Raw genomic sequence first — 21,620 nt, 5'->3', positions numbered from 1 at the left:
CCCGGGCGCCGCCGCCGAGGTCACAGCAGGTCCCCGCTGCCGTACGGGGCGTACAGGTCGAGCAGTCTGACCCGGGAGGCGTGCAACCGGTGGGCCACCACTCGGCCGACCCAGGTGGCCACCGCGCGGCCGAACTCGGGGTCCGCCGCGCACAGCGCCCGTACCGGGGCCGCGTCGAACTCCCAGGCGCGTACGGGGCTCATCGCCTCGCCGCCCAGATGCCAGACGCCCGGTCCGAAGTACCAGGACCAGCCGACCAGTTCACCGTGGCCGAGCGATTCGACGACGGCGGGACGGCGGCCGGGCACCCGCAGATCCAGGGTGACCGTGCCGGTGCGCACGATCCAGAAGCGGTCGGCGCGTCCGCCCTCCTCGAAGAGCCGGGCACCGGCCGGGAAGGAGACCTCGCGGGCGAACCGCATCAGCCGCTCGCGGTACACGGGTTCGAGCGCCGTGGTCATGGTGGTCGTGGTCATCGCACCGGCTCCCTTCGGGACTGCTCTCCCTCCAGGTTCGCGCGGTCACCCCGAGCCCGCCACGGGCCACTCGGACCCGGCCGGGGCCGTTCGGTCCCGTCCGAATCCGGTGGCCCGGGGTCTCCCGTCTCAGAACACCAGGCCCAGATGCGCCAGCGCCTGCTTCAGCAGCACCCCGTGCCCGCCCGGCATCTCGCTCTGCAGGGCGGCCGACGCGGCCTCCTGCGGCGAGAACCACACCAGGTCCAGCGCGTCCTGGCGCGGCCGGCAGTCGCCCGAGACCGGCACCACGTAGGCCAGCGACACCGCGTGCTGACGCGGGTCGTGGTACGGCGTGACCCCGGCCGTCGGGAAGTACTCCGCGACCGTGAACGGTTGCATGGAGGCGGGCACCCGGGGGAGCGCGACCGGGCCGAGGTCCTTCTCCAGATGGCGCAGCAGCGCGTCGCGCACCCGCTCGTGGTGCAGCACCCGTCCGGAGACCAGGGTCCGGTTGACCGTGCCGTCCGGTCCGATTCTCAACAGCAGCCCGATACTGGTGACTTCGCCGCTGTCGTCCACGCGCACCGGCACGGCCTCGACATACAGGATCGGCATCCGGGCCCTGGCCATTTCCAGTTCGTCCGTGGTCAGCCAGCCGGGCGTGGTCTCGGTCATGTCAGACATTGCTTGATCATACTTTCCGGGTGGGGCGCCCGCCGGGATCGCGGGCGGGCTCGGGCAGTTCGTACAGGCGGCGGGCATTGTCGCGGCCCGTCCAGGTCGCGATGCGCAGCGCGTCCGGCAGGCTCAACTCGTCTGAGTCGAGCCGGGATTGGAGCAGATCGGCCAGCCCGCGCCGGAAACACAGCGCGCCGAGGTGGTGGAATTCGGCCACCCCGTAGGCGTCGGAGCTGTACAGCAGTTTGCGGAACGGGGTGATCTCCAGCGCCTCCTCCAGGATCGTGCGGGAGCGGGCCGGACCCGCGTAGTGCAGCGCGAGACCGACATCCAGGTACACCCCCTCGAACACCGCGGCCAGATAGGCGGCTTGGCGGTGATACGGCCAGCAGTGCAGCAGCACCACCGGAATCGTGCCCGCTGTCAGCCGCAGCCAGTCGGTGAGCAGCGTGGGGTCGGCGCGGTGCAGCGTCACATCGGCGTCGCCGAACCCGGTGTGCAGCTGGAGCGGCAGCCCGAGATCGACGGCGGTCCACAGCAACTGCCGCATCAGCACAGGGTCGTTCAGCCGGCCGCCGCGCGCGAACCACGCCCCAGCGGCACGTGTCACCTCCGCGTCGAAAGGGCGGGCCGGGTCCAGCGCGAAGCCGGTGCGGTAGGCCGCCACCGACTTCACCGCCACCACACCCGGCCGCCGTACCGCCTCCTCGGCCGCCGCACGGAACGCTTCCGCATACCCGTCCGGCTCCACACCCCGCACGGCCACCTCCTCCGCGACCCGTTCGAGCCGTACGACCTCGTAGGCCAAAGCCCCTGCCGCTGCGGCCAGTTCGGCCGGTGACGTCCCCGGCTCTGGCGCGAACCCGGTGTCCACGCAGAACGCCTCGGCCCCGGCGGCGGTCAGGAAGCGCCGGTTGACCTCGGCCGCGCCCAACTCCGCGCGCCGGGCCAGGTAGTTCTCGGGGGAGGCGTGCCGGGGCAGATCGAGGAGGGGCGCGCAGTGGCGGCGTACGGCGAGGCCGACCGGGCTGTCGAACGGCGAGATCCCGGGCCATGCCTCGCCCTCGGTGATCAGCGACTCGAACGCGGCCCGGGTGAGGTCGCGGGTGCTCGCGCCGTGGCAGTGGTGGTCCACCAACGGCAGCTCTTCCAGGGCCTGTTGGAGGGCCGGTCCGGGTGCGGTCATCCGTCAGTACCTCCACCGGTGCGCGGCGGCCACCTCGGCGTCGTCCAGGCCGTCCACCGCCGCGACCTCCCCGAGCCGTACGGCGGTCACCGCGTCCGCGAGGACCGGGCCGAGGGCCGACCGCAGCACCGGGTCGGCGCGGAACGCCTCGACGGCCTCGGTCAGCGACTCCGGCAGGCGCCGTACCCCGAGCGCGGCTGCCTCCTCCGCGTCGTAGCGGACCGGGTCGCCGGTGATCTCCTGCGGCAGGGGCAGCCCGGTGGCGAGGCCGTCGAGTCCGGCGGCGATGACGCAGCCGAGGGCGAGATACGGGTTGGCGGCCAGGTCGACGGGCTTGATCTCCAGGTTGGCGCCCTCGTCGGTGTGGCCCGCCGTGCCGGTGACGATCCGCAGCGCGGCCTCACGGGTCTCCCGGCCCCAGGCGGTGAACACCCCGGCCCACCGGGACGGCCGCAGGCGCAGGTAACTGGCCGGGCTGGGCGCGGTCACCGCCGTCAGCGCGGGCAGACGGGCCAGCACTCCGGCCACGAAGGACTCCGCCCCGGCCGTCATGCCGTACCGGCCCTCGCTCCCGGTGTGCAGGTTCACCCCGTCGCGGTGGCAGGAGAGATGGAGATGGCCGCCGTTGCCGACGCCGTCCGCCACCACGGCAGGGGAGAAGGACACGCGTAGACCGTGCCGCTGGGCGAGCGCCCGGATCGTCTGGCGCACCAGCACGCTCCGGTCGGCCGCCGCCACCGGGTCCAGTGCCCCCACCGACAGCTCGAACTGCCCGGACGCGTACTCGGGATGCAGCTGTTCGGCATCCACCCCCTGCGCGGCGAGCGCCGCCAGCAACTCGGCGCCCAGATCGCTCAGTTCGACCTGCCGGATCGCGCCGTACGCCGGTCCGGACACCGCCGGTACGAACTCCCCGGCGGGCGCCGAGTCCAGGCCCACCGCCCACTCGATCTCCACGGCGGCCCGGAAGTCCAGGCCGTACCGCTCGGCGGCCTCCGCGACGATCCGGCGCAGGAAGGTCCGCGAGCACGCGGGATGCGCCGCGCCCTCCTGGGTGATCCGGTCCACCGGCGCCCACGCCCAGCCGGGCTGCCCGGCCAGCACCACCAGCTCGTCCAGATCGGGGAAGAGCCGCAGGTCGCCGTCGGGGGAGCCGAGCACGTCGGTGGTGACGATCGAGTCGTCGGACAGGAACGTGTCGAAGACCGGCGACATCCCGACACCCCGGGTCACCGCCGCCGTCAGCCGCGCCACCGGGACCGCCTTGACCCGCCCGACGCCCGCCGTGTCCACGTACGCGAGCACGATCCCGTGCACGCCCCGCGCGGTCAGCTCGGCGGCCAGGGCGGCGGCCCGCCGTGTCTCGCCGGGACGGCCGCCGGGCACGGGGTCGGCAAGGGTGGCCATGGGTACTCCTCGACGGTCGGGCTCCCGCGTGGTCGCGCTCAGGGTTTCACGGCCACCGCGCCGAACTGCGGTACGACGGCGGTCGCGTCGGACCCGGCACCCCACTGCGAGCAGGGCACGAGCCCCGGCCCGACCAGCTCGAGACCGTCCAGGAACCCGGCGATACCGGCCCGGTCGCGCGCGGTGATGGGCGGGGTGGCGTTGGCGTTCCAGAACTCCATCGCGGCCACGTTGCCCTTGCCGCCCACGTCACCGTCGTAGGTCGGGTGGGTCAGCACCAGGAAGCTGCCGGAGGGCACGGCCGCCATGATCCGGCGCACGACGTCCCGGGCCGCGTCGTCGTCCAGGACGAAGTTCAGGATGCCGAGCATCATCACCGCGACGGGCTGCGCGAAGTCGAGCGTGTCGGCGGCCCGCTCGATGATGGTCTCCGGGTCGCGCACATCCGCGTCGATGTAGTCCGTCACGCCCTCGGGGGAGCTGGTGAGCAGCGAGCGGGCGTGCGCCAGGACGATCGGGTCGTTGTCGACGTAGACGATCCGCGACTCGGGCGCGACCGACTGCGCGATCTCGTGGGTGTTGTCCACCGTGGGCAGCCCGGTGCCCACGTCCAGGAACTGGCGTATCCCGCGCTCGGCGGCGAGATACCGCACCGCCCGCCCCAGGAAGTCCCGGTCCGCGCGGGCCACGTCCCGGATCACCGGGAACATCCCGGCGACGTGCTCGCCGACCGCCTGGTCCACCTCGTAGTGGTCCTTGCCGCCGATCCAGTAGTTCCACACCCGCGCGTTGTGCGCGACGGAGGTGTCCAGCCGGGCCGCCGTCGTCCTCGCGTCGTGTCCGCCCACCGTTCCGCCCCTTTCCACGTGCGCTTCCCCGAGCGGCCGGTGCCGCTTCGTGATCACGCTGCCTGGCGTCATTGTGCGGGGTCGGGGGGCGCGGTGTCCTGGGAATGGGGGGACGGTACGTCGGCGGGGGACAGGTGCGGGGCCGGGGCCTGGAACCGGGCCTTCGGCGGCATGAAGGACACTGGGAGGGTTCGCGCCCCGACCCGGAAGAAGGACATGACCGCCACGCCCGCGTCCCTGACCACCGACCCCGTCCCGCCCACGGGCCCGGCCGACATACGTCTGATCGTCACCGACATGGACGGCACCCTGCTGGACGACGACAAGGCGATGCCCGGGGGCATGTGGGACCTCCTCGCCGAACTGCGCCGCCGGGGCGTGCTGTTCAGCCCCGCGAGCGGACGGCAGTACGCCACGCTGGCCAAGGAGTTCGCGGAGGTCTCCGAGGGGATGGTGTTCATCGCGGAGAACGGCACCTATGTGGTCCGCGACGGGGTGGAGCTCAGCTCCGACCCGCTGGCGGGGGCCGTGGCGGCGGAGCTGGCCCGCAGGGCACGGCGGCTGGTCGCGCGGGGCGTGGACAGCGGGGCCGTCGTCTGCGGCAAGCGCGCCGCGTACGTCGAGCGCACCGACGAGCCGTTCCTCGCCGAGGTCCGCAAGTACTACGTCGAGCACCGCGTCGTCCCCGACCTGACCGCCGTCGACGACGAGATCATCAAGGTCGCGTTCTTCGACTTCGGCTCGGCCGAGCACGGCACCGCCCCGGCGCTGGCGGACTTCGCGGACACCCACCAGGTCGTCGTCTCCGGCGAGCACTGGGTCGACGTCATGAACCGCACCGCCAACAAGGGCGCCGCCCTGCGCGGACTCCAGCGCGAGCTGGGCATCACGCCCGCGCAGACGATGGTCTTCGGCGACTACCTGAACGACCTGGAGATGATGGACGCCGCGGAGTGGTCCTTCGCCATGGCCAACGCCCACCCGGAGGTGGCGCGGCGGGCCCGGCACACGGCGCCGTCCAACAACGAGAACGGGGTGCCGCGGACGATCGCGCGGGTTCTGGGGGTGCCGCTGCGGGGCGAGCGGTGTGACGGGGACGCGTCCTGAGGCGACGGTCGCTCCCGCTGAGGTGAGGGGCGCCGCTCCTGACGTGCCGGGGCACCCCTCCTGACCCGCGGGTCACCCTTCCTGAGGTGACCCGGCCCCCGGCCCGCCCGCGGGCAGCACCTCGTCGAGGAAGCGGAGCACGTCGGCGAAGACCTCCGCCCGGTTGGTCTCGTTGAACACCTCGTGCTGCGCGCCCGGGTAGATCCGCTCGGTCAGCCGTCCGCCGCTCAGCCGCTCCACGCCGGGGCGGCTGTCGCGCAGCGGTACGAGGCGGTCGTCCTCGCCGTGCAGCCACAGCAGCGGCAGCGGACCGATGTCGCCGCCCTTGGTCACGGTCTCCAGCATCCCGGCGATCGCCTGGAGCGTGGGCCGCTTCATCGGCCCGTGCCAGACCAGCGGGTCGGCCGCGTACGCGGTGCCCACGGCGGGCTTGCGGGACAGCGTCGCCGGGTCGATCGGCGTGTCCGGGATCTCGTCGTACGCGAGCAGGCTCAGGGGCAGTTCCCACCGGTTGATCACCGGTCCGGACAGGACGAGTGCCGCGAGTCCGTCGCCGTACCGCTGCGCGTAGCGCGCCGCGATCATGCCGCCCATGGAGTGGCCGATCAGGACGAGCGGCAGCCCGGGATGCGCGGCGCGGGCGACTTCGGCGGCGCGGTGCACGTCGGTGACGACGTCCTCGTAGTCCTCGATGAGCACGCGCTCGCCGTCCGACTTCCCGTGGCCGACGAGGTCGGGGGCGTACACGGCCGCGCCGTGGCCCACGAGGACGTCCGCGAGTTCGTCGTACCGGCCCGTGTGCTCGCCGTACCCGTGCACGAGCAGGACGAGCAGCCGTGGTGCCGGATTCGGCCAGACGCGCAGGGAGAGGGCGCCTCGGGTGCCGGTGAGGGGCTGCTCCGTGGCGTGCGGTGTGGGGGGCATGTCTCCTCCTGCGGCATCGGTGAAGGTGGAAAGGATCCTTCCACGCTGTCGGTGCGCGGTCTATAGTCCAAAACTAGCAGTGTTAATTAAAGGTTTGTCGTCCCTCGGTCAGGAGTCCCCGTCGTGCGTCCCGTCCACTTCGCGGCCGCCCGCCGCACCCCCATCGGCAAGCTGCGCGGCGCCCTCTCGGGCATCCGTCCCGACGACCTCGCGGCGACGGTGATCCGGCGCCTGGTGGCCGACGTGCCCGCCCTCGACCCGGCCAGGATCGACGACGTGTACTGGGGCGCCGCCAACCAGGCCGGCGAGGACAACCGCAACGTCGCCCGTATGGCCGCCCTGCTCGCGGGCCTGCCCGACACCGTCCCCGGCGCCACCGTCAACCGCCTGTGCGCCTCCGGCCTCGAAGCCGTCACCGCCGCCGCCCGCACCATCGCCTCCGGCGAGGCCGACATCGTGATCGCGGGCGGCTCCGAGTCCATGAGCCGCGCCCCCTTCGTCCTGCCCCGCCCCGACGAGGCCCTGCCGCCCCGCATCGAGACCTACGACACCCGGCTCGGCTGGCGCCTGGTCAACCCCGCCATGAAGGAACTCCACGGTGTGCTCTCCATGGGCGAGACCGCCGAGGAGGTCGCCGAGCGGTACGGCATCTCCCGTGCGCGGCAGGACGAGTTCGCCCTGCGCAGCCACCAACTCGCGGCGGTGGCACGGAAGAACGGCCACTTCGACGACGAACTCCTTTCCGTGGAGCGGCCGGACGGTGTCGTGGTCGAGCGGGACGAGTGCGTGCGCGAGGACACCTCGCTGGAGAAGCTGAGCCGTCTGAAGCCGGTCTTCCGCCCCGGCGGCACGGTCACCGCGGGCAACGCCTCCCCGATGAACGACGGCGCGGCCGGACTGCTGCTGGTGAGCGAGGAGGCGCTGAACGACCTCGGCCTCGAATCCCTCGGCCGCTACGTCGCCGGAGCCTCGGCGGGCGTCCACCCCGACGTGATGGGCCTCGGCCCGGTCCCCGCCACCCGCAAGGCCCTCACCCGCGTCGGCTGGGACATCTCCGACGTGGCCACGGCCGAGTTCAACGAAGCCTTCGCCGCCCAGGCGCTGGCCTGCGTCGACCAACTCGGCATCGACCCGTCCCTGGTCAACCCGACCGGCGGCGCGATCGCCCTCGGCCACCCGCTGGGCTGCTCGGGGGCGCGCATCCTTACGACGCTGCTGCATCGGATGCGGCGGGAGGACTCGGGGCGGGGGCTGGCGACGATGTGTGTGGGGGTGGGGCAGGGGAGCGCGGTGCTGGTGGAGCGGGGGTAGGGGGCGCCGCCGGTAATTCGATGGCGCGCGTCGAGCCGTGTCCGCACGCTGTCACCGTGGCAGAACCCAAACACCAGATCCGCGCCCGCTACACCGACTCCACGGTCACCGTCTACCAGGCGTACCCGCCCGAACTCGGGCTGCCCGCAGCCCGGGAGGGCCGCTTCCCGCCCGCCTGGCAGCGCGACCGCATGACGTGGATCAAGCCGTGCTCATAGCTTTCCCCATGGCTGGAGACGACACCGACCAGCAGCCGGGCACCCGATCACGGCGAGCCCTCCGGGCCAGGCAGGCAGCCGGAAGGGAGCGGACGAAGAAGCACCGCGCCGGCCTGCGCTCGACCTACCGCACCCACGTCACCGAAGCCAGCGCCCACCATCTGGAGTTGAAGGTGGAGAACGCGCTGCTCGGCTGTGACCGGCTGCTCACCGACCCGACGACTGGGGGCGCGGGCGATGCGCCGTACGCTGATCCCCTTCACCGCCCGTGCCGAACTTACCTACCGGATCACCGTCGATTCGGAGGGCGACTCGACTCAATCTTGAGCCGAGTCGCCGTGGAGGGCCCTGACATGCGCATTTCGTCAATAGCCCAGACTTACTAGTCATGTGGACCTCAAATCCCCTTGCAGTACTAGTTAGTTGGCCGTGCCTCTGGGAAGATGGCAGACATCAAACGTCGCATTCGAGCAATTCCGGCGAATCCGGGGGTAATTGCCAATGCCGTTAGACCTCACTCCAGGACCTTCTGAGCCTCATCCCCCGGCGGGTGGTCCTCATGTCCCTTGGTGGGCTGTCGTCGCGCTGATCGCCATTGCGGTAGGCGCGTACGTGATCCTTGTCGTGATCGGCAACGAGGACAGCACAAGTACGGCGGGTGCACTCGGCGGTCTCCTCGCTGGCACACTCGCCGTCTTGGGCCTGGGCCGCCGACCTTGAGGATGTTCCTTGAGGAGGTGATTCGACGTCTCGCCGCGCAGATGCCCACGCACCCGGAGAACGATCGGTCGAGACAGTCTTCACTTCCTCAAGGGCGCGCCTGCGGCGCGCCGGGCCGCCCGGGTGCCCCGGCCAGGCATGCGGCGTGACCGCCGGTCCCGGCCGGACGCCGGACCCCCCACACCGCAGCCAGCCGGAGCAGTCGAAGCGCCGACTGGCCGTCGAAGGCTGGGGCGTGGGTGGCTGGGGGCCCATCGGGCACAACTCCGGGCAGGTCGAGTACCTGCCCGATCCGCCGGGCGGGCGTAAGGCCCCTGTTCACTCGCCCCATGGCAGCTCCCGCCCAAAGTCCCTCAACCCGACGACGTGCCCACCCACGCCGCCCACCAGCAGAAGCACCCCTCACCGCACACCACCAGCATCATCGGTGAGCGCCTCCAGGAGCTGGGCGAGCCGGTCGGCGGAGTCCAGCGCCGTACGCCAGCCCGCCATGTAGTCGACGCCTTGCACCCAGGCTGTCCGGGTGGCAGAACGAGTACGTGTCCGTGAGATCGATGCCGACGAGGGGCAGCGCCTGTTGCGGACCATCCGCAGAGGCACGGGGTCGGTGGTGACCTGGCGGCGCGCCTAGATGGTGCTGCTGTCCGCGCCGGGTATGCCCGTGCCGAAGATCGCCGAGGTGACGTTCGCGAGCGCGGATCAGGTCCGGGGCGTGATCCACAACTTCAACACCGACGGCTTCGACTCCCTGTATCCGAAGTACAAGGGTGGCCGGCCCAGAACCTTCACCCTGCCCGAGCGGCGCGAGATCAAGCAGATCGCGAAGTGCAAGCCGGCCGAGCACGACCTGCCATTTTTTCGACCTGGAGCCTGACCAAGCCGGCGGACTTCCTGGTCGTCGAGGGGGTGGTCGACGACATCAGCCACGAGGGCCTGCGCATCCTGCTCCACGAGGAGGGCGTCTCCTTTCAACGCCTGCATGCACGAGTTCGGGCGCCCTGGACCTGGCCAAGGACCAGCTCTACGGCCACATCAAACCGGTCAAGAAGCGCACCCAGTTCCTGGAATTCTGCCGCTACCTGCGCAGCCTCTACCCGCCCCAGGTCCGTATCGCGATCGTCTGCGACAACTTCTCCCCACACCTGACCACCAAGAAGTGCCAACGCGTCGGCACCTGGGCCGCGGCGAACAACGTCGAAATCGCCTACACCCCACCAACAGCTCCTGGCGCAACCGCCACGCCGACGACCAGCGCCTACGCACTGTCGTCGGCAGGGCTGACGCTGCCTGATCCGGCGCTAAACGCCGGTGGTGCCATCGATGCGTTCCCGGACCAGGTCGGCGTGGCCGTTGTGGCGGGCGTACTCCTCGATCATGTGGACGTAGATCCAGCGGAGGTTGACGTCCTGCTCCATGAAGCGGCCCGTATCGGTCAGAGCACGGTCGGCGCAGTGCTCGCGGGCGCGGGCGATCTCCGCGTGCCAGGTGGCGAGGGCGTCGCTCAGGGTGGCGCCCTCAGCCACGTCGAAACCGCCGTCGGGGCCGTCCGGGTCGGCCTGCGGGTCGTAGATGGGCGGCGCCTGTTCTCCGGCGAGCACGCGGCGGAACCAGTTCCGCTCCACCTCCGCCATGTGCTGGACCAGGCCGGTCAGAGTGAAGTCGGACGGCGGCACGGACGCCTCGGCGGCCTGCTTGTCGTCCAGCCCCTCGCACTTCATGGCCAGTGTGGTGCGATGAAAGTCGAGCCAGCTTTCCAGCGTCGTGCGCTCGTCGGCGTTCAGTGGCGGCATAGGGCGATCGATGGCGCTCATCGGTCGATTATCGCCAGCGGCCGAAGCCGTCGACAGGCGGGGCCTCCCTACAGGGCGAACGTTGCCTGATGCAGCACTGGGCAATGGATCGTCAACTCTCCTTGCTCCAGGGCAGATGCACAGTGATGTATCGCTGCGGATGGGGGGCCGACGATGGACAGGAGGCCGTTCTCGCGGTCGAGATCACCCGCGAAGGCTTCGAATGGGCGCTGAGGCGAGCGTGCCTGTCCCCTACGAGCGCGGACCGCACTCCGACCGGGCAGCCTGGAAGCGGCAGTTGAAGCGGGCCCCGGCTCGCGTCCAGTGGGATCCCGAGCGCGATGTGCGGCTGCGGCCCCTTGTCCGCCGCGCGTCGCGCTCGGCGACTTCTTCCGCCTGAACGTCCTTACCCGGTGCCCGACGGACTCCTGGATCACCTGCGTCCCTGAGCCCCGAAGGCGTTCGTCGCGCGGGCGCCCACCCGAACTTGGGGAGTCCGCAGGCCGGGCGGCCTGCGAGGCGCCGGATGCGTGCGCATAGCATCGGTCTCCGCATGAACATGATGACGCTCTGGCACATATCCGGCTGGGAGTTCGCCGCCCTGGCCCTCGCCGCCCTTCTGGTCGGCTTCTCCAAGACCGCGGTGAGCGGGGCCAACACGGTCAGCCTCGCCGTCTTCGCGGCCGTACTCCCCGCCCGCGCCTCCACCGGCGTCCTGCTGCCGCTGCTGATCGCGGGCGACATCCTCGCCGTCCTCACCTACCGTCGGCACGCCCACTGGCCCACGCTGTGGCGGCTGTTCCCGGCGGTCGGGGTCGGCGTCGTGGCGGGGACGCTCTTCCTGGTCCGCGCGGGGGACGGCATCGTCCGCACCTCGATCGGCGCGATCCTGCTGCTGATGACGGGCATCACGCTGTGGCGGCGACGGGCGGCGGCGCGGCCGGAACCGGAGGGTGCGGCGGACGGTGGGGTGGGGGCGGGGGCCCCGGCGGACGGCTGGGCGAGGGCCAACGGGCCGGTGGCCGACGGGGCGGCGGTGGCCACGCGCGCCGGGCGGACGACGGCGGGTGCCTACGGCGTGCTCGGCGGGTTCACCACCATGGTCGCCAACGCGGGCGGCCCGGTGATGTCGATGTATCTCCTCTCGGCGGGCTTCCGCAAACTCGGCTTCCTCGGCACCTCGGCGTTCTTCTTCCTGATCGTCAACGTGTCGAAGGTGCCGTTCAGTGCGGCGCTCGGGCTGATCGACGGCCACTCGCTGCTGCTTGACGCCGCGCTCCTGGTGTTCGTCGTGCCCGGCGCGTTCATCGGCAAATGGGCTGTGAACCGAATCAACCAGCAACTCTTCGATCGACTGGTCGTCGCGGCGACCGTCGTGGGCGCACTGGAACTCCTGCTCAGCTAGCCCACGCCGGGGCTCACAACCCCCGGTGCGCACCCCACAGTTCCGCCGCGCGGCCCGCCGCCCGCTCGATGAGTTCCGCCAACTCCGGCCGGTCCGGCACCGCGAACGACACATACGCCCCGCGCCCGCCGTCGACCGGCCGCCCGTACGCCTTCGCCGCCAGACTCCCGTCCGGCAGCAGCCGTACATTCAACGTGGTCAGCCGGAACTCCTGCCCCCGCCGGGTGTCGGTCCAGCACAGTTCCTCCGGCACCCGCACGTTGATCGCCAGGGCCGACACTTCGACAGCAGGGGCATCAGTCATTCCGGGATTGTTTCAGCTCGCGTCGGCTACAACGTCAGCCCCAGCAGCGCGGGCAGGGCCGCGAACGAGTCGACCACGTGGTCGGGGGTGCCGCTCGCCCGGTCGAGGGTGTCGGGCTGGAATTTGCCGGTCCGCACCAGTACTCCGGTGATCCCGAGCCGCTGCGCCCCCAGGACGTCCGACTCCACGTCGTCGCCGATCATCACCGCCTCGGTGGCGTCCGCGCCCAGCCGGTCGAGCGCTGCTCGGAAGAACGCGGCCGACGGCTTCCCGGTGACCTCGGCCTCGGTTCCGGCCGCCGCCTCCAGCCCGGCGATGTACGCCCCGGCGTCCAGCTGGAGCCCGGCGTCGGTGTGCCACGTGAGGTTGCGGTGCAGGGCGACGAGACGGGCGCCACGGCGAAGATGGCTGAAAGCTCGGTTCACAGCCGAATAGCTGAACTCGGGGCCCGCGCCCCCGACCAGTACGACATCGGGCGCGTCCTCGTCGTCGTCGCTGTCCACGTCGACCAGGGTGATCCCGGCCAGATCCTCCTCGATGTCCCCGCTGTTCAGCAGCGCGCACCGCGCACCCGCGAGATGGGCGGCGGTGGCGGAGGGCGCGGTGAGGATGTCGTCCGCGTCCACGGCGAAGCCCGCCTCCGAGAGCGCGGCGGCGACCGAGGCCCGCGTCCGGGAGGTGGTGTTGGTCACGAGGACCACCCCGAACCCGCCGTCCCGTACCGCCCGCAGCGCCTCCACCGCCCCGGGCAGCGCCCGCCAGGAGACGGTCAGCACCCCGTCGATGTCGACCAACACACCCCGCACGTCCGCAAGGGAAGCCATACCCGGACCATAACCGCCCCGGCCCGCCCCTCGCCTACGCTCGCTCCATGCCCCCGCACCTCCTGATCCTCGGCGGCACGACGGAGGCCCGAGAACTGGCCGCCGCGCTCACCGCCCACCCCGCCGTACGCGTCACCACCTCCCTCGCGGGCCGCGTGACCCGACCTGCCCCCCTGACGGGAGACACCCGCACCGGCGGCTTCGGCGGCCCAGCGGGCCTCTCCGACTGGCTCCGCGCACACCACGTGGACGCCCTGATCGACGCCACCCACCCCTTCGCCCGGAAGATCACCACGAACGCCCTCCAGGCCGCACGGGACACGGGCATCCCCTCGATCGTCCTCCGCCGCCCCGGCTGGCACCCGTCCCCCGACGACGACTGGCACCCGGTCCCCTCCCTGACCGCAGCCGCAGCCGCCCTCCCGGCCCTCGGCCCCCACGTCTTCCTCACCACCGGCCGCCTCGGCCTCTCCGCCTTCGCCGCCCTCCAGAACCTCCACTTCCTCATACGCTCGGTGGAACCCCCCGCCCCACCGCTCCCCCCACACACCGAACTCCTCCTGACCCGCGGCCCGTTCACCCTCCCCGACGAACTGACCCTCCTCCGCACCCGCCGAATCGACGTCCTGGTGACCAAGGACAGCGGAGGCGAAGCAACAGCCCCGAAACTGACCGCAGCCCGCCAACTCGGCCTGCCCGTAGTGGTCGTACAGCGCCCCCCACTCCCGGAGAACGCGATGACGGTCCCGGACGTGCAGGGCGCACTGGACTGGCTCAGCGCACTCGGCCTACGTAGTTCTCGGGTTCAACTCCCGAAACAGCTCAGGTAGAAGCCGGGGCATCGTGGAATGACTCCAACCGGCAGGACGTCGACAACGAGATCAGTGGCAACATCCATGGCCCGGCGGGCCAGTTCGTGCATCGACGTCCCCTTCGGGCCTGTAGGTGTGGGCGCGGCGTAGCGCTTGGTGTTCGGTGTGGGCGAGCAGGAGGGTCGGGATGGCGGCGGCGATCGTGATTGCCAGGACCCACCAGAACGTGGTGGCGTATCCGGCGGCCTGCCCGGCGGGCGTGGGACTGTCGCTGAGCTGGTGGGTGAGGACGACGGAGAGTACGGCGGTGCCGATCGCGCCGCCGACGCGCTGGAGGACGTTGAGCTGCGGGGTGGCGTCGGGGATCTTGTGCGGCGGCAGGGCCTGATAGGCGGCGGTCATCGCCGGGATGATCGACAGGCCGAATCCGACGCCTCGCATGATCATCACGATACAGAGCAGCCAGTAGGACGTGGTGGCGGTCAGGAACACGAAGGGGACGGTCGAGAGCGCCAGGACGGCGGCGCCTGTGAAAGCGGTGATCCCGGCGCCATGACGGTCGGTGAAGGGCGCGGCGATCAGCGCGCCTACCGCGGTCGGTGCGACCAGGAGCCCGGCGATGATCACGCCTTCGCCGCGGACCGTCTGGAGGTAGAGAGGCATGAGGATCATCCCGCCGTAGTTCGCGGCGCCGAGCGCGAACGTGGCGATCGACGCGGCGGTGAAGGCCCTGCTCGTGTACAGCCGGACATCGAGCAGCGGATGCTTCGCCCGCAGGGCGTGCGTGACGAAGCCGCCCAGCGACGCCAGTCCGACCAGGAGCGTGAGGGCGGCGGCGGTGCCGAGCCCGGCCCCGGCACCGAACTGCGCCAAGCCGTAGGTGATGCCGACGACCCCGAGTGAGGCGAGGGTCAGCCCGGTCACATCCAGTCGCCCCGCGTCGCTTCCCTTCTCTCGAGGCAGGAGCCACAGGGCGAGCAGGACACCGGCGATGCCGATGGGGACGTTGAGCCAGAAGATCGCCCGCCAGCCGATGCCTTGGATGAGCAGGCCACCGAGGGCGGGCCCGAGTGCCGGGGCGAGGATGATCGGGATCGCGAGGAAGGCCATGACCCGCCCCATCTGCGCCTTGGAGGACCGCGCGGTCCAGATGATCGTACCGACCGGCATGATCGCACCGCCGCCGATGCCCTGCAGCGCGCGGGAGGCGATCAGCATCCCCACGCTCGTCGAGCACGCGCACAGCACCGATCCGACGGTGAACACCACCAGTGCGGCGCAGTACAGCCGGGTGGCGCCGAACCGGCGGGCCGCCCAGCCGGTGAAGGGGATGACCGCCGCGAGCGCGAGGAGGTAGGCGGTCACCACCCACTGCACAGTGCCCAGACCGGCGTGCAAGCCGACCGAGAGGCTGTGCACGGCGACGTTGACGATCGTCGCGTCCAGGAAAGACAGCGACGCGCCGATCATCACGACCCCGACCGCCCGGCGCAGCGCAGGCGAAAACCGCTCCGTGGACTCAGCCCCGGTTGTCACATCGTTCATTGGCACGCACTCCTCAGGTCAGCCGTTGCCACGCTAGGCTGGCCGTTGTGCGCATGGAGGCCAACCAATACCCCGAACCGGCCAACCTGGGCGGCCCAGCGGTCTCACCGATCCTGAACATCGACCCGGACACCGCCCACGAGCACGAACGGCTGGACCTGCACGCGCACCCGGAGCCGATGCTCACGTGGAGCTCGACCGCGACGCTGATAGGGACCGTCGCCGGCCGTGACTGGCTGATTCCGCCTGGCTACGGACTCTGGGTGCCCGGCGGCATCGAACACTCCGGCGCCGTGCTGCACGCGGGCGAAATGGTGACCATCACCTTCGCCGCAGACCGCCGCCCGCTCGACTGGACAGAGCCCACGTGCTTCGCCGTCGGATCGCTGCTGGGCGAGATCATCACCCACCTGCACGATGCCGCTCCCGACGACCGCAGCCGTTCGGCCGCCGAGACACTCATGTTCGAGCTGTTGTCCCCGCTGCCCGCGCATGACATCCGCATCGCGATGCCCACCGATCCTCGAGCCCGCGCGGTTGCCGAACAACTCATCGCCCGCCCGGCCGATCAGCGCGACCTCGTCGGCTGGGCCGACCACGTCCACGCCAGCGTCCGCACCCTGTCCCGGCTGTTCCGTGCCGAGACAGGGCTCAACTTCGCCACCTGGCGCACGCACATCCGCATCCGCGCCGCCATTCCCCTGCTGGTCGACGGCACACCGGTGGGCGGCGCCGCCCGAGCGGTCGGCTACCGCAAACCCAGCGCCTTCATCGCAGCGTTCCGCCGGGTCACCGGCCAGACTCCCGGCACCTACCTGCCCCAACCGTCGAACGCACCGTCAACCGCCTCAAGGGCTTCCGCGCCGTCGCCACTCGCTACGAGAAACGCGCCTCCACCTACTTCGGCACCGTCCCACTCGCAGCCCTCGTCATCAGCTGGCGGTGGATTCGTGGGCGCAAGCCCGTGATCGCTCTGATCGATGAATGGACAGCCGACAGGACTGCTCGACAAGCCACGGAAGTCCACAACGTGATCAGCGGGGGCGTGCAGCACGGCCCGGTGATTCAGGCCGGCACTGTGGGTTCCCTCGGGTTCGGGACACCTGGCGTTCAGTGATAAAGGGAGTGCTCAGGAGGCGGGTGCCTTGCCCTCAGGGCACGGCGCTCGGAACTCGGTGTCCGGGGCATACCGCTTCCACTCCGCCTTGCTGATCGGATCACCGGCGCTCTGGCACAACTGGTCCGCGAGCGTGCGCGGGTCGGTGTTCCAGACGGCGAGGACGCGGCTTGCCGACGCGAGATAGTGGGTGCGGCCCTGTGGACTGTAGGAGAGGCTGCCGAGCCCGAGGTCCGCTTCGTTGTAGCCGAACGACGCACGCCAGACAGGCGTCGCGGGATCGGTCACGTCCCACAGCTCGATGTGGCCCAGGGTCTCGCCGGTGAAGCTCCTGAGTGTGCCCGTGCTGGCCACGGCGAGCGTGCGCCCGTCCGGGGTGAACGCGAGGGAGCCGCCGGTGCCGAGCGCACGGATCTCGCCGACCGGCTTCTCGGCAAGGTCGCCGTGCTCAACGCGCCACAGTCGTACGGCGTTTCCCGAGTCCGAGACGGCCAGCAGACGTCCGTCGCGGCGGAACGCGGGTACGGCGTCGAGAGAGCCGGGGGACAGCAGGCGCGGGGTCTTCGCGACCGGGTGTCGGGCATCGGAAATGTCCCACAGGAGCAGCCGGTCGTCGAAGCTGCCGACGAGCAGCCGACCTCGGGGCGAGAAGGCCAGGTGGAAGGCGGTGTCGTGGATCACGGCGAGCCGCCGGGGCCGTTCCGGTCGGCTCACGTCGAACAGCCGTATCGCGGGCGGAGTTTTGTGATGAGTGGAGTAACCGGTGTCCGAGACGGCCAGGACACGGCCGTCCGCGCTGAAGGTGATGCTTTCCACACCGTCCGCGGGGGAGCGGAGAGTTGAGAGCACCGACGTGGGATGCGCCGTGTCGCGCAGGCGGACCACCGGTGCGTCGCCCGCGCGTTCGGCCTCGGCCAGCACTTTCCCGTCGGGGCTGAACTCCGCCGCCCCGGCGAAGATGTCGCCGCTGCCGGGCAGGTCGGCCAGTTTGCGGTGCGGTGGCAGCCCGGACATGTCCCAGAGGACGGTCCGGTCGGCGCCATGTGCGACGAGCAGCCGCCGGGGGCCGCCGCTGAACTTCGTGGTGAGCCCGAATCCCGAGGGCACGGTGCCCAGACTGGAAGCCGCGCCGGGACGGGGTGCCTTGGTGACGTCCCACAGATGGACGCCGGTGGCCGTGGCGTGCAAGAGGATCACGGGGTCGCGGCTCGGGGCGAAGAGCGCCGGTACGGGACCGCTCGTGTAGGCATCCGGTTCGATGAGCGCGTTGGCCTCGCTGATGTGCGCCGGGTGCGTCACGTCCCAGAGGTGCAGGTCGGTCCCGCAGGGTGTGGCGAGCAGATGCCCGTCCGGACTGAACGCCGCCGAGATCAGCGCCTGTTGGCACGATCCCACCGTGTCCTGCGTGCCCACCTTTCCCAGCGGCTCCGGCTTTCGCGGGTCGGACACCTTCCACAGGCGTACACCCTCGCCGGGTCCGGCCAGTACGGCGCCGTCGGGGCGGAAGGCGACGCGGTGCGGCACACCGAGCGGGGTCGAGCCGGGCAGCGGTGCCCCGGCCACCGTCGACACCGGCGCGGTGCGGCCCGCCTCGGCGGTGTCCCACAGCCGGACCCGGCCGTCCGCCCCCGAGGCGGCCAGCAGATGTCCCACGGGTGCGAAGGCGAGGGAGTCCAGCGGGCCCTTCGGCCCGGTGAGGTCCGGCAAGGACCGGGGCGCCCGGGTATCGCGGAGGTCCCAGCGCCGTACGGCCCCGGAGGCGGTGCCGAGGGCGAGCGAGTGGCCGTCGGAGGAGAAGGCGAGCGCGGTGGCGGTGCGGGAAAGGCCGTGGGGCAAAGGGAGTTGGACGGGCTTCGCCGGATCGGCGAGGGACCACAGACGCACCGTCGCGGACAGCTTGCGCGCGGCCGACTCCGGTCCCGAACCCGACGTGGACCCCGATGCCGACTCCCCGGTCGAGGCGAGCGCCGCCAGCAGCCGTCCGTCCGGACTCAACGCGACCCCGCGCGCACCGGTCAGCCGTACGGTCGCCAGCCGCCCGCCCGGAGTGCGCCACAGGACCACGGACCGGCCGGTCGACAGGGCCAGCAGCCGCCCGTCGCCGGTGCGGGCGAGGTCGACCACGTTGTCCTGACCGTCGTAGACGCCGGGGGTCTCCAGCATGGACAGGAGCGGGGCGACGCTGAGTTCCGGGTCCAACCGGTAGGCGGCGACGCTGAGTTGCTTGGCCAGACCCGGCTGGGTGTCGCGCAGGCTCACGGCCTCGTTCGCCATGAGGCGGGCGACGGCCCGGCCGCGCTGCGAAGCGGCCTCGTGCTGATAGACGGTGGCGGTGATCCCGCCGCCCGTCGCGATCAGAAGCAGGACGACGAGGATCGAGATCACGGTGTTCCGGGTGCGCGCGGCGCGCTTCTCCTCGCGCACGGACGCGTCGAGGAATTCCGTCAGCCGGGGCTCGTCGTTCTGGTCACGGGCCGCCCGGTCGGCGCTCTCCACGGCCGCCGCCAGCTTGGTCCCCCGGTACAGCAGATCCCGGTCGCGGCCCGCGAGCAGCCACGCGTCGGTGTCGGCGGCCAGCTGCTGCCGGGGCCGTAACCAGTCGCGGTCCGCCTCGATCCAGTCGTGCAGCCTCGGCCACGCCGTGAGCAGCGCGTCGTGGCCGAGCCGGACGGTGCTCTCGTGCAGCACCACCAGCCGCGCCCGGGCCATGCGGTGCAGCGCGTCCTCGGCCGCCCGCCGGTCCGCGACGCCGTCCAGAAGCGCGTCGCGCTCGGCCGGGCGCCCGGTGTCCACTGTGCCGTCGCCGATCCGCACCAGGCGCGGCATCATGCGCCGCAGAGCGGTCCGACCCGCAGGGTCGAGGGCGTCGTACACGCGCTCGGCGGTGGTCCTGAGCGCGGTCGCGACTCCGCCACTCGCGCGGTAACCGGCCACGGTGAGCCGCGCCCGGCCGCTCTCGGCCCAGGTCGCCCACAGCGCGTGGGAGAGCAGAGGCAGCGTGCCGGACCTCGGCCCCGGCGGCCGTACGGCGTCCAGCTCGTGCAGCATCAGGTCCGCAAGGCCCTCGTCCAGCCGGACCCCGACCGTCGCCGCGGGACGCTCGATCGCGGCCCGCAGCTCGTCCAGACGCATGGGGGCGGCCTGCACCTGGTGACGGCGCAGGGCCTCGGCGAGGTGGGGGAGCGACTGCGCCTGGCCGTAGAAGTCGGCACGCAGGGCCAGGACGACGAGGGCCCGCCCGTCCTCTCCGGCCAGTGCCGCCAACGCCGCGCAGAACGCGGTCCGTTCGCGCTCACCGGCCGTGAACAGCTCCTCCAGCCGGTCGACCACCAGCACCAGCCGCTCCTGCTCCCGCTCTTGGAGCAGTCGGCGAGCCAACACGGCTGCCGTGGACGGGACTTCGGCGAGGGCGTCGGCCCCGTCCGGCCCCTCCGCGCCCAGTACGGCGGCCAGCGTGCCCAACGGATCGTCGCCCGGCGTGAGCACCAGCCAGGGCCAGCCGCCGGAGCCCGGCAGCCACGGGGTGCCCCGGCCCAGCGCCGCCAGCAGCCCGGCGTGCAGCAGCGAGGTCTTGCCCGCGCCCGATGGCCCGACCACGACCACCGGTTGCCCGGCGGCCATGGCCGAGGCGGAGGTCTCCAGCAACTCCTCGACCAGCCGTTCCCGCCCGTGGAAGAGGTCGGCGTCGTCCACCGCGAACGCTTCGAGACCGAGGTAGGGGCATCGGCTCGGCGCGGTGCCAGAGTTGTCGCCGTCCGGTGGATCGGGGTCGTCCACCGCGACCGGCTGAGCGGGATTGACCGCGAACACCAACTCGCCCGAGCGGTCACCGGCTTGGCGGCGGGGGAGCGGTCCACCCTTGGCGCGCAGGCTACGGAACAGGAAGTCGTAGACGGCGTCCAGGGTCAGCAGCCGGGGGCCGCGCGGGTCGCCGTGGTCGAGCAAGCGGATCAGTTCGCCGGTGAAGGTCGTGTATGCGGCGTCCTCCGGGGCGAGTGCCAACTGCTCGGCGGACGCCAGGAGATGGACCCCGTGGGCCGCCGGAAGCGTGATCGCCGGTCTCGGTGCGGGGCCGCCGAGACCCGCGCGCCCGGAGAAGCAGCAGTCGAGCACCACGACGACCGACGGGGCCCGGCAGAGCGTGAGCGCCTGCCGCAACGCGGTGAGCGACAGCGCCTGATGGGCGGCGAGACCCGGGGTCAGCCGGTCGGTGCTGCTCGCCGCGAGGTGCAACTCGTCGCCGGGGCCGATCAGCCCGTGCCCGACATAGTGGATCAGCAGCACGGTGTGGGCCCGCTGGGCCTCCTCCGCCACGGCCGCCGCCATCGTGCGGGCATCGGCCGGGTCGAGCAGCGTACGGATCGAACCGGGCGCGACCCCGCAGACCGTCGTGAGCCGGTGGCGCAGCGCCTCCACCGTGCGGGAGACGGCGGGTACGGAGGTCAGCGTCGGCCCGGGGTGGTTCTCCGTACCGATCAGCAGGACGCGTACGCCCTCCCCCGACAGGCCCGTCACGACGCGTCGGCGTCCGGGGCGTCGCTGTGGGGTCGGCCACCGTCCGCGGCCTGGCGGTCGGCGTCCAACTGCTCGCTCAACAGCCCTACGAACTCCCGCAGTTCGGCACTGCTCAGCGACTGGACCCGCTTGCCCGTGAGTTCGACGGACGCGCCCCCGCGACGGGTCACCTTCACGATCACGTCACTGTGCCGGTGCCGGATCCAGGCGACCACGGCGGTCGCCAGCGCCGTGACCGCACCGCCCGGCCCGAGCAGCACCAGCACCCCGTCCACCACCGGCCCCAACGTGCCCGGCACCGGCGGCGACTCCGCCAGCCCGGCACGGCCCCGCAGCTCGTCGACATCGGCCAACCACGCGTGCAGCGAACGCAGTTCATCGGCGCCCGCCTCGCCGTCGACGGTCAGCACCACAGTGGCTCCGGCATCCTCCGTGCGGTACGTCACGCTGT

The 21,620-nt window shown here is 71.7% G+C and carries 16 protein-coding genes and 5 pseudogenes; 9 read left to right on the top strand and 12 right to left on the bottom strand.

Going from position 1 to position 21,620, the window contains the following annotated elements:
• Nucleotides 1–20 precede the first annotated feature (20 nt).
• The 5 genes from B079_RS0130180 to B079_RS0130160 all read right to left on the bottom strand — a co-directional run bounded on the left by B079_RS0130180 (nucleotide 21) and on the right by B079_RS0130160 (nucleotide 4,577).
• A complete protein-coding gene (locus B079_RS0130180) occupies nucleotides 21–476 on the bottom strand; it encodes a Crp/Fnr family transcriptional regulator (protein ID WP_018549590.1) in 456 nt (151 codons plus the stop codon).
• Nucleotides 477–605: 129 nt separating this feature from the next.
• Nucleotides 606–1,133: an NUDIX hydrolase family protein gene (locus B079_RS0130175; protein WP_018549589.1), complete on the bottom strand. Its 528-nt coding sequence runs from the start codon at nucleotides 1,131–1,133 to the stop codon at nucleotides 606–608.
• A gap of 16 nt (nucleotides 1,134–1,149) precedes the next feature.
• Entirely contained in the window at nucleotides 1,150–2,322 is a 1,173-nt protein-coding gene (locus tag B079_RS0130170) for an amidohydrolase family protein (protein ID WP_018549588.1), read from the bottom strand.
• Between the two features lie 3 nt (nucleotides 2,323–2,325).
• Nucleotides 2,326–3,729, bottom strand: coding sequence for a glutamine synthetase family protein (locus B079_RS0130165; protein WP_018549587.1), 1,404 nt, complete (start codon nucleotides 3,727–3,729; stop codon nucleotides 2,326–2,328).
• A gap of 38 nt (nucleotides 3,730–3,767) precedes the next feature.
• Nucleotides 3,768–4,577, bottom strand: a complete 810-nt coding sequence (locus B079_RS0130160; protein WP_018549586.1) for an SAM-dependent methyltransferase — start codon at nucleotides 4,575–4,577, stop codon at nucleotides 3,768–3,770.
• Nucleotides 4,578–4,793: 216 nt separating this feature from the next.
• Between B079_RS0130160 and B079_RS0130150 the strand changes: the two genes are divergently transcribed.
• On the top strand, nucleotides 4,794–5,684 hold the full coding sequence (locus tag B079_RS0130150) for a Cof-type HAD-IIB family hydrolase (RefSeq protein WP_018549584.1): 891 nt from the start codon (nucleotides 4,794–4,796) through the stop codon (nucleotides 5,682–5,684).
• 72 nt (nucleotides 5,685–5,756) lie between these two features.
• Here the strand turns inward: B079_RS0130150 and B079_RS0130145 are convergent, their stop codons facing one another.
• Nucleotides 5,757–6,608 (bottom strand): alpha/beta hydrolase, encoded by an 852-nt coding sequence (locus B079_RS0130145; protein WP_018549583.1) that lies wholly within the window; start codon nucleotides 6,606–6,608, stop codon nucleotides 5,757–5,759.
• A 123-nt stretch (nucleotides 6,609–6,731) separates the two neighbouring features.
• On the opposite strand from B079_RS0130145, the gene B079_RS0130140 reads away from it, so the two are divergent.
• The 3 genes and pseudogenes from B079_RS0130140 (at nucleotide 6,732) to B079_RS36495 (ending at nucleotide 10,148) form a co-directional block, all read left to right on the top strand.
• Entirely contained in the window at nucleotides 6,732–7,919 is a 1,188-nt protein-coding gene (locus B079_RS0130140) for a thiolase family protein (RefSeq protein WP_018549582.1), read from the top strand.
• Nucleotides 7,920–7,939: 20 nt separating this feature from the next.
• Nucleotides 7,940–8,128, top strand: a pseudogene (locus B079_RS33095) (DUF4291 family protein); the annotation flags it as partial.
• A gap of 1,252 nt (nucleotides 8,129–9,380) precedes the next feature.
• Nucleotides 9,381–10,148 (top strand): annotated as a pseudogene (locus B079_RS36495) (helix-turn-helix domain-containing protein).
• A 7-nt stretch (nucleotides 10,149–10,155) separates the two neighbouring features.
• On the opposite strand, the gene B079_RS0130120 reads toward B079_RS36495, so the two are convergent.
• Entirely contained in the window at nucleotides 10,156–10,668 is a 513-nt protein-coding gene (locus B079_RS0130120; RefSeq protein ID WP_026249225.1) for a DinB family protein, read from the bottom strand.
• A gap of 68 nt (nucleotides 10,669–10,736) precedes the next feature.
• Here B079_RS0130120 and B079_RS34490 point away from each other — a divergent pair.
• Both B079_RS34490 and B079_RS0130115 read left to right on the top strand, forming a co-directional pair.
• Nucleotides 10,737–11,096: pseudogene (locus B079_RS34490) on the top strand (DUF4291 family protein).
• A gap of 104 nt (nucleotides 11,097–11,200) precedes the next feature.
• On the top strand, nucleotides 11,201–12,052 hold the full coding sequence (locus tag B079_RS0130115; RefSeq protein WP_026249224.1) for a sulfite exporter TauE/SafE family protein: 852 nt from the start codon (nucleotides 11,201–11,203) through the stop codon (nucleotides 12,050–12,052).
• A gap of 13 nt (nucleotides 12,053–12,065) precedes the next feature.
• Here B079_RS0130115 and B079_RS0130110 read toward each other — a convergent pair whose 3' ends face one another.
• Together B079_RS0130110 and B079_RS0130105 are read right to left on the bottom strand one after the other, a co-directional pair.
• Nucleotides 12,066–12,356, bottom strand: coding sequence for a hypothetical protein (locus B079_RS0130110; protein WP_026249223.1), 291 nt, complete (start codon nucleotides 12,354–12,356; stop codon nucleotides 12,066–12,068).
• Between the two features lie 26 nt (nucleotides 12,357–12,382).
• The gene (locus tag B079_RS0130105; protein WP_199779989.1) at nucleotides 12,383–13,180 is read right to left on the bottom strand and encodes an HAD-IIA family hydrolase; all 798 of its coding nucleotides are present in this window, start codon (nucleotides 13,178–13,180) and stop codon (nucleotides 12,383–12,385) included.
• A 47-nt stretch (nucleotides 13,181–13,227) separates the two neighbouring features.
• Here B079_RS0130105 and B079_RS0130100 point away from each other — a divergent pair, with 47 nt between their 5' ends.
• Nucleotides 13,228–14,010, top strand: coding sequence for a cobalt-precorrin-6A reductase (locus tag B079_RS0130100; RefSeq protein WP_018549574.1), 783 nt, complete (start codon nucleotides 13,228–13,230; stop codon nucleotides 14,008–14,010).
• Between the two features lie 51 nt (nucleotides 14,011–14,061).
• Here B079_RS0130100 and B079_RS0130095 read toward each other — a convergent pair whose 3' ends face one another.
• Nucleotides 14,062–15,537, bottom strand: coding sequence for an MDR family MFS transporter (locus tag B079_RS0130095; RefSeq protein WP_018549573.1), 1,476 nt, complete (start codon nucleotides 15,535–15,537; stop codon nucleotides 14,062–14,064).
• A 53-nt stretch (nucleotides 15,538–15,590) separates the two neighbouring features.
• Here B079_RS0130095 and B079_RS36490 point away from each other — a divergent pair.
• A pseudogene (locus B079_RS36490) lies at nucleotides 15,591–16,343 on the top strand (helix-turn-helix domain-containing protein); the annotation flags it as partial.
• A 20-nt stretch (nucleotides 16,344–16,363) separates the two neighbouring features.
• Nucleotides 16,364–16,471, top strand: a pseudogene (locus B079_RS36220) (IS5/IS1182 family transposase); the annotation flags it as partial.
• A gap of 195 nt (nucleotides 16,472–16,666) precedes the next feature.
• Here the strand turns inward: B079_RS36220 and B079_RS0130085 are convergent.
• Nucleotides 16,667–21,169, bottom strand: a complete 4,503-nt coding sequence (locus tag B079_RS0130085; RefSeq protein WP_018549571.1) for a caspase, EACC1-associated type — start codon at nucleotides 21,167–21,169, stop codon at nucleotides 16,667–16,669.
• On the bottom strand, nucleotides 21,166–21,615 hold the full coding sequence (locus B079_RS0130080) for an effector-associated constant component EACC1 (protein WP_018549570.1): 450 nt from the start codon (nucleotides 21,613–21,615) through the stop codon (nucleotides 21,166–21,168). The genes B079_RS0130085 and B079_RS0130080 overlap by 4 nt, the downstream gene beginning before the upstream one ends.
• Nucleotides 21,616–21,620: the final 5 nt, after the last annotated feature.

Source organism: Streptomyces sp. LaPpAH-108, assembly GCF_000373625.1.
Classification (GTDB): domain Bacteria; phylum Actinomycetota; class Actinomycetes; order Streptomycetales; family Streptomycetaceae; genus Streptomyces.
The sequence above is the reverse complement of the archived record's forward strand: the minus strand, read 5'-3'. Positions and strand labels throughout refer to the sequence as shown.

Coding starts and splice junctions, on each gene's coding strand:
- B079_RS0130120 (WP_026249225.1), bottom strand. CDS start 10,668: ATGAGCGCCATCGATCGCCCTATGCCGCCACTGAACGCCGACGAGCGC.
- B079_RS0130110 (WP_026249223.1), bottom strand. CDS start 12,356: ATGACTGATGCCCCTGCTGTCGAAGTGTCGGCCCTGGCGATCAACGTG.
- B079_RS0130095 (WP_018549573.1), bottom strand. CDS start 15,537: ATGAACGATGTGACAACCGGGGCTGAGTCCACGGAGCGGTTTTCGCCT.
- B079_RS0130180 (WP_018549590.1), bottom strand. CDS start 476: ATGACCACGACCACCATGACCACGGCGCTCGAACCCGTGTACCGCGAG.
- B079_RS0130100 (WP_018549574.1), top strand. CDS start 13,228: ATGCCCCCGCACCTCCTGATCCTCGGCGGCACGACGGAGGCCCGAGAA.
- B079_RS0130165 (WP_018549587.1), bottom strand. CDS start 3,729: ATGGCCACCCTTGCCGACCCCGTGCCCGGCGGCCGTCCCGGCGAGACA.
- B079_RS0130115 (WP_026249224.1), top strand. CDS start 11,201: ATGAACATGATGACGCTCTGGCACATATCCGGCTGGGAGTTCGCCGCC.
- B079_RS0130175 (WP_018549589.1), bottom strand. CDS start 1,133: ATGACCGAGACCACGCCCGGCTGGCTGACCACGGACGAACTGGAAATG.
- B079_RS0130145 (WP_018549583.1), bottom strand. CDS start 6,608: ATGCCCCCCACACCGCACGCCACGGAGCAGCCCCTCACCGGCACCCGA.
- B079_RS0130170 (WP_018549588.1), bottom strand. CDS start 2,322: ATGACCGCACCCGGACCGGCCCTCCAACAGGCCCTGGAAGAGCTGCCG.
- B079_RS0130150 (WP_018549584.1), top strand. CDS start 4,794: ATGACCGCCACGCCCGCGTCCCTGACCACCGACCCCGTCCCGCCCACG.
- B079_RS0130105 (WP_199779989.1), bottom strand. CDS start 13,180: ATGGCTTCCCTTGCGGACGTGCGGGGTGTGTTGGTCGACATCGACGGG.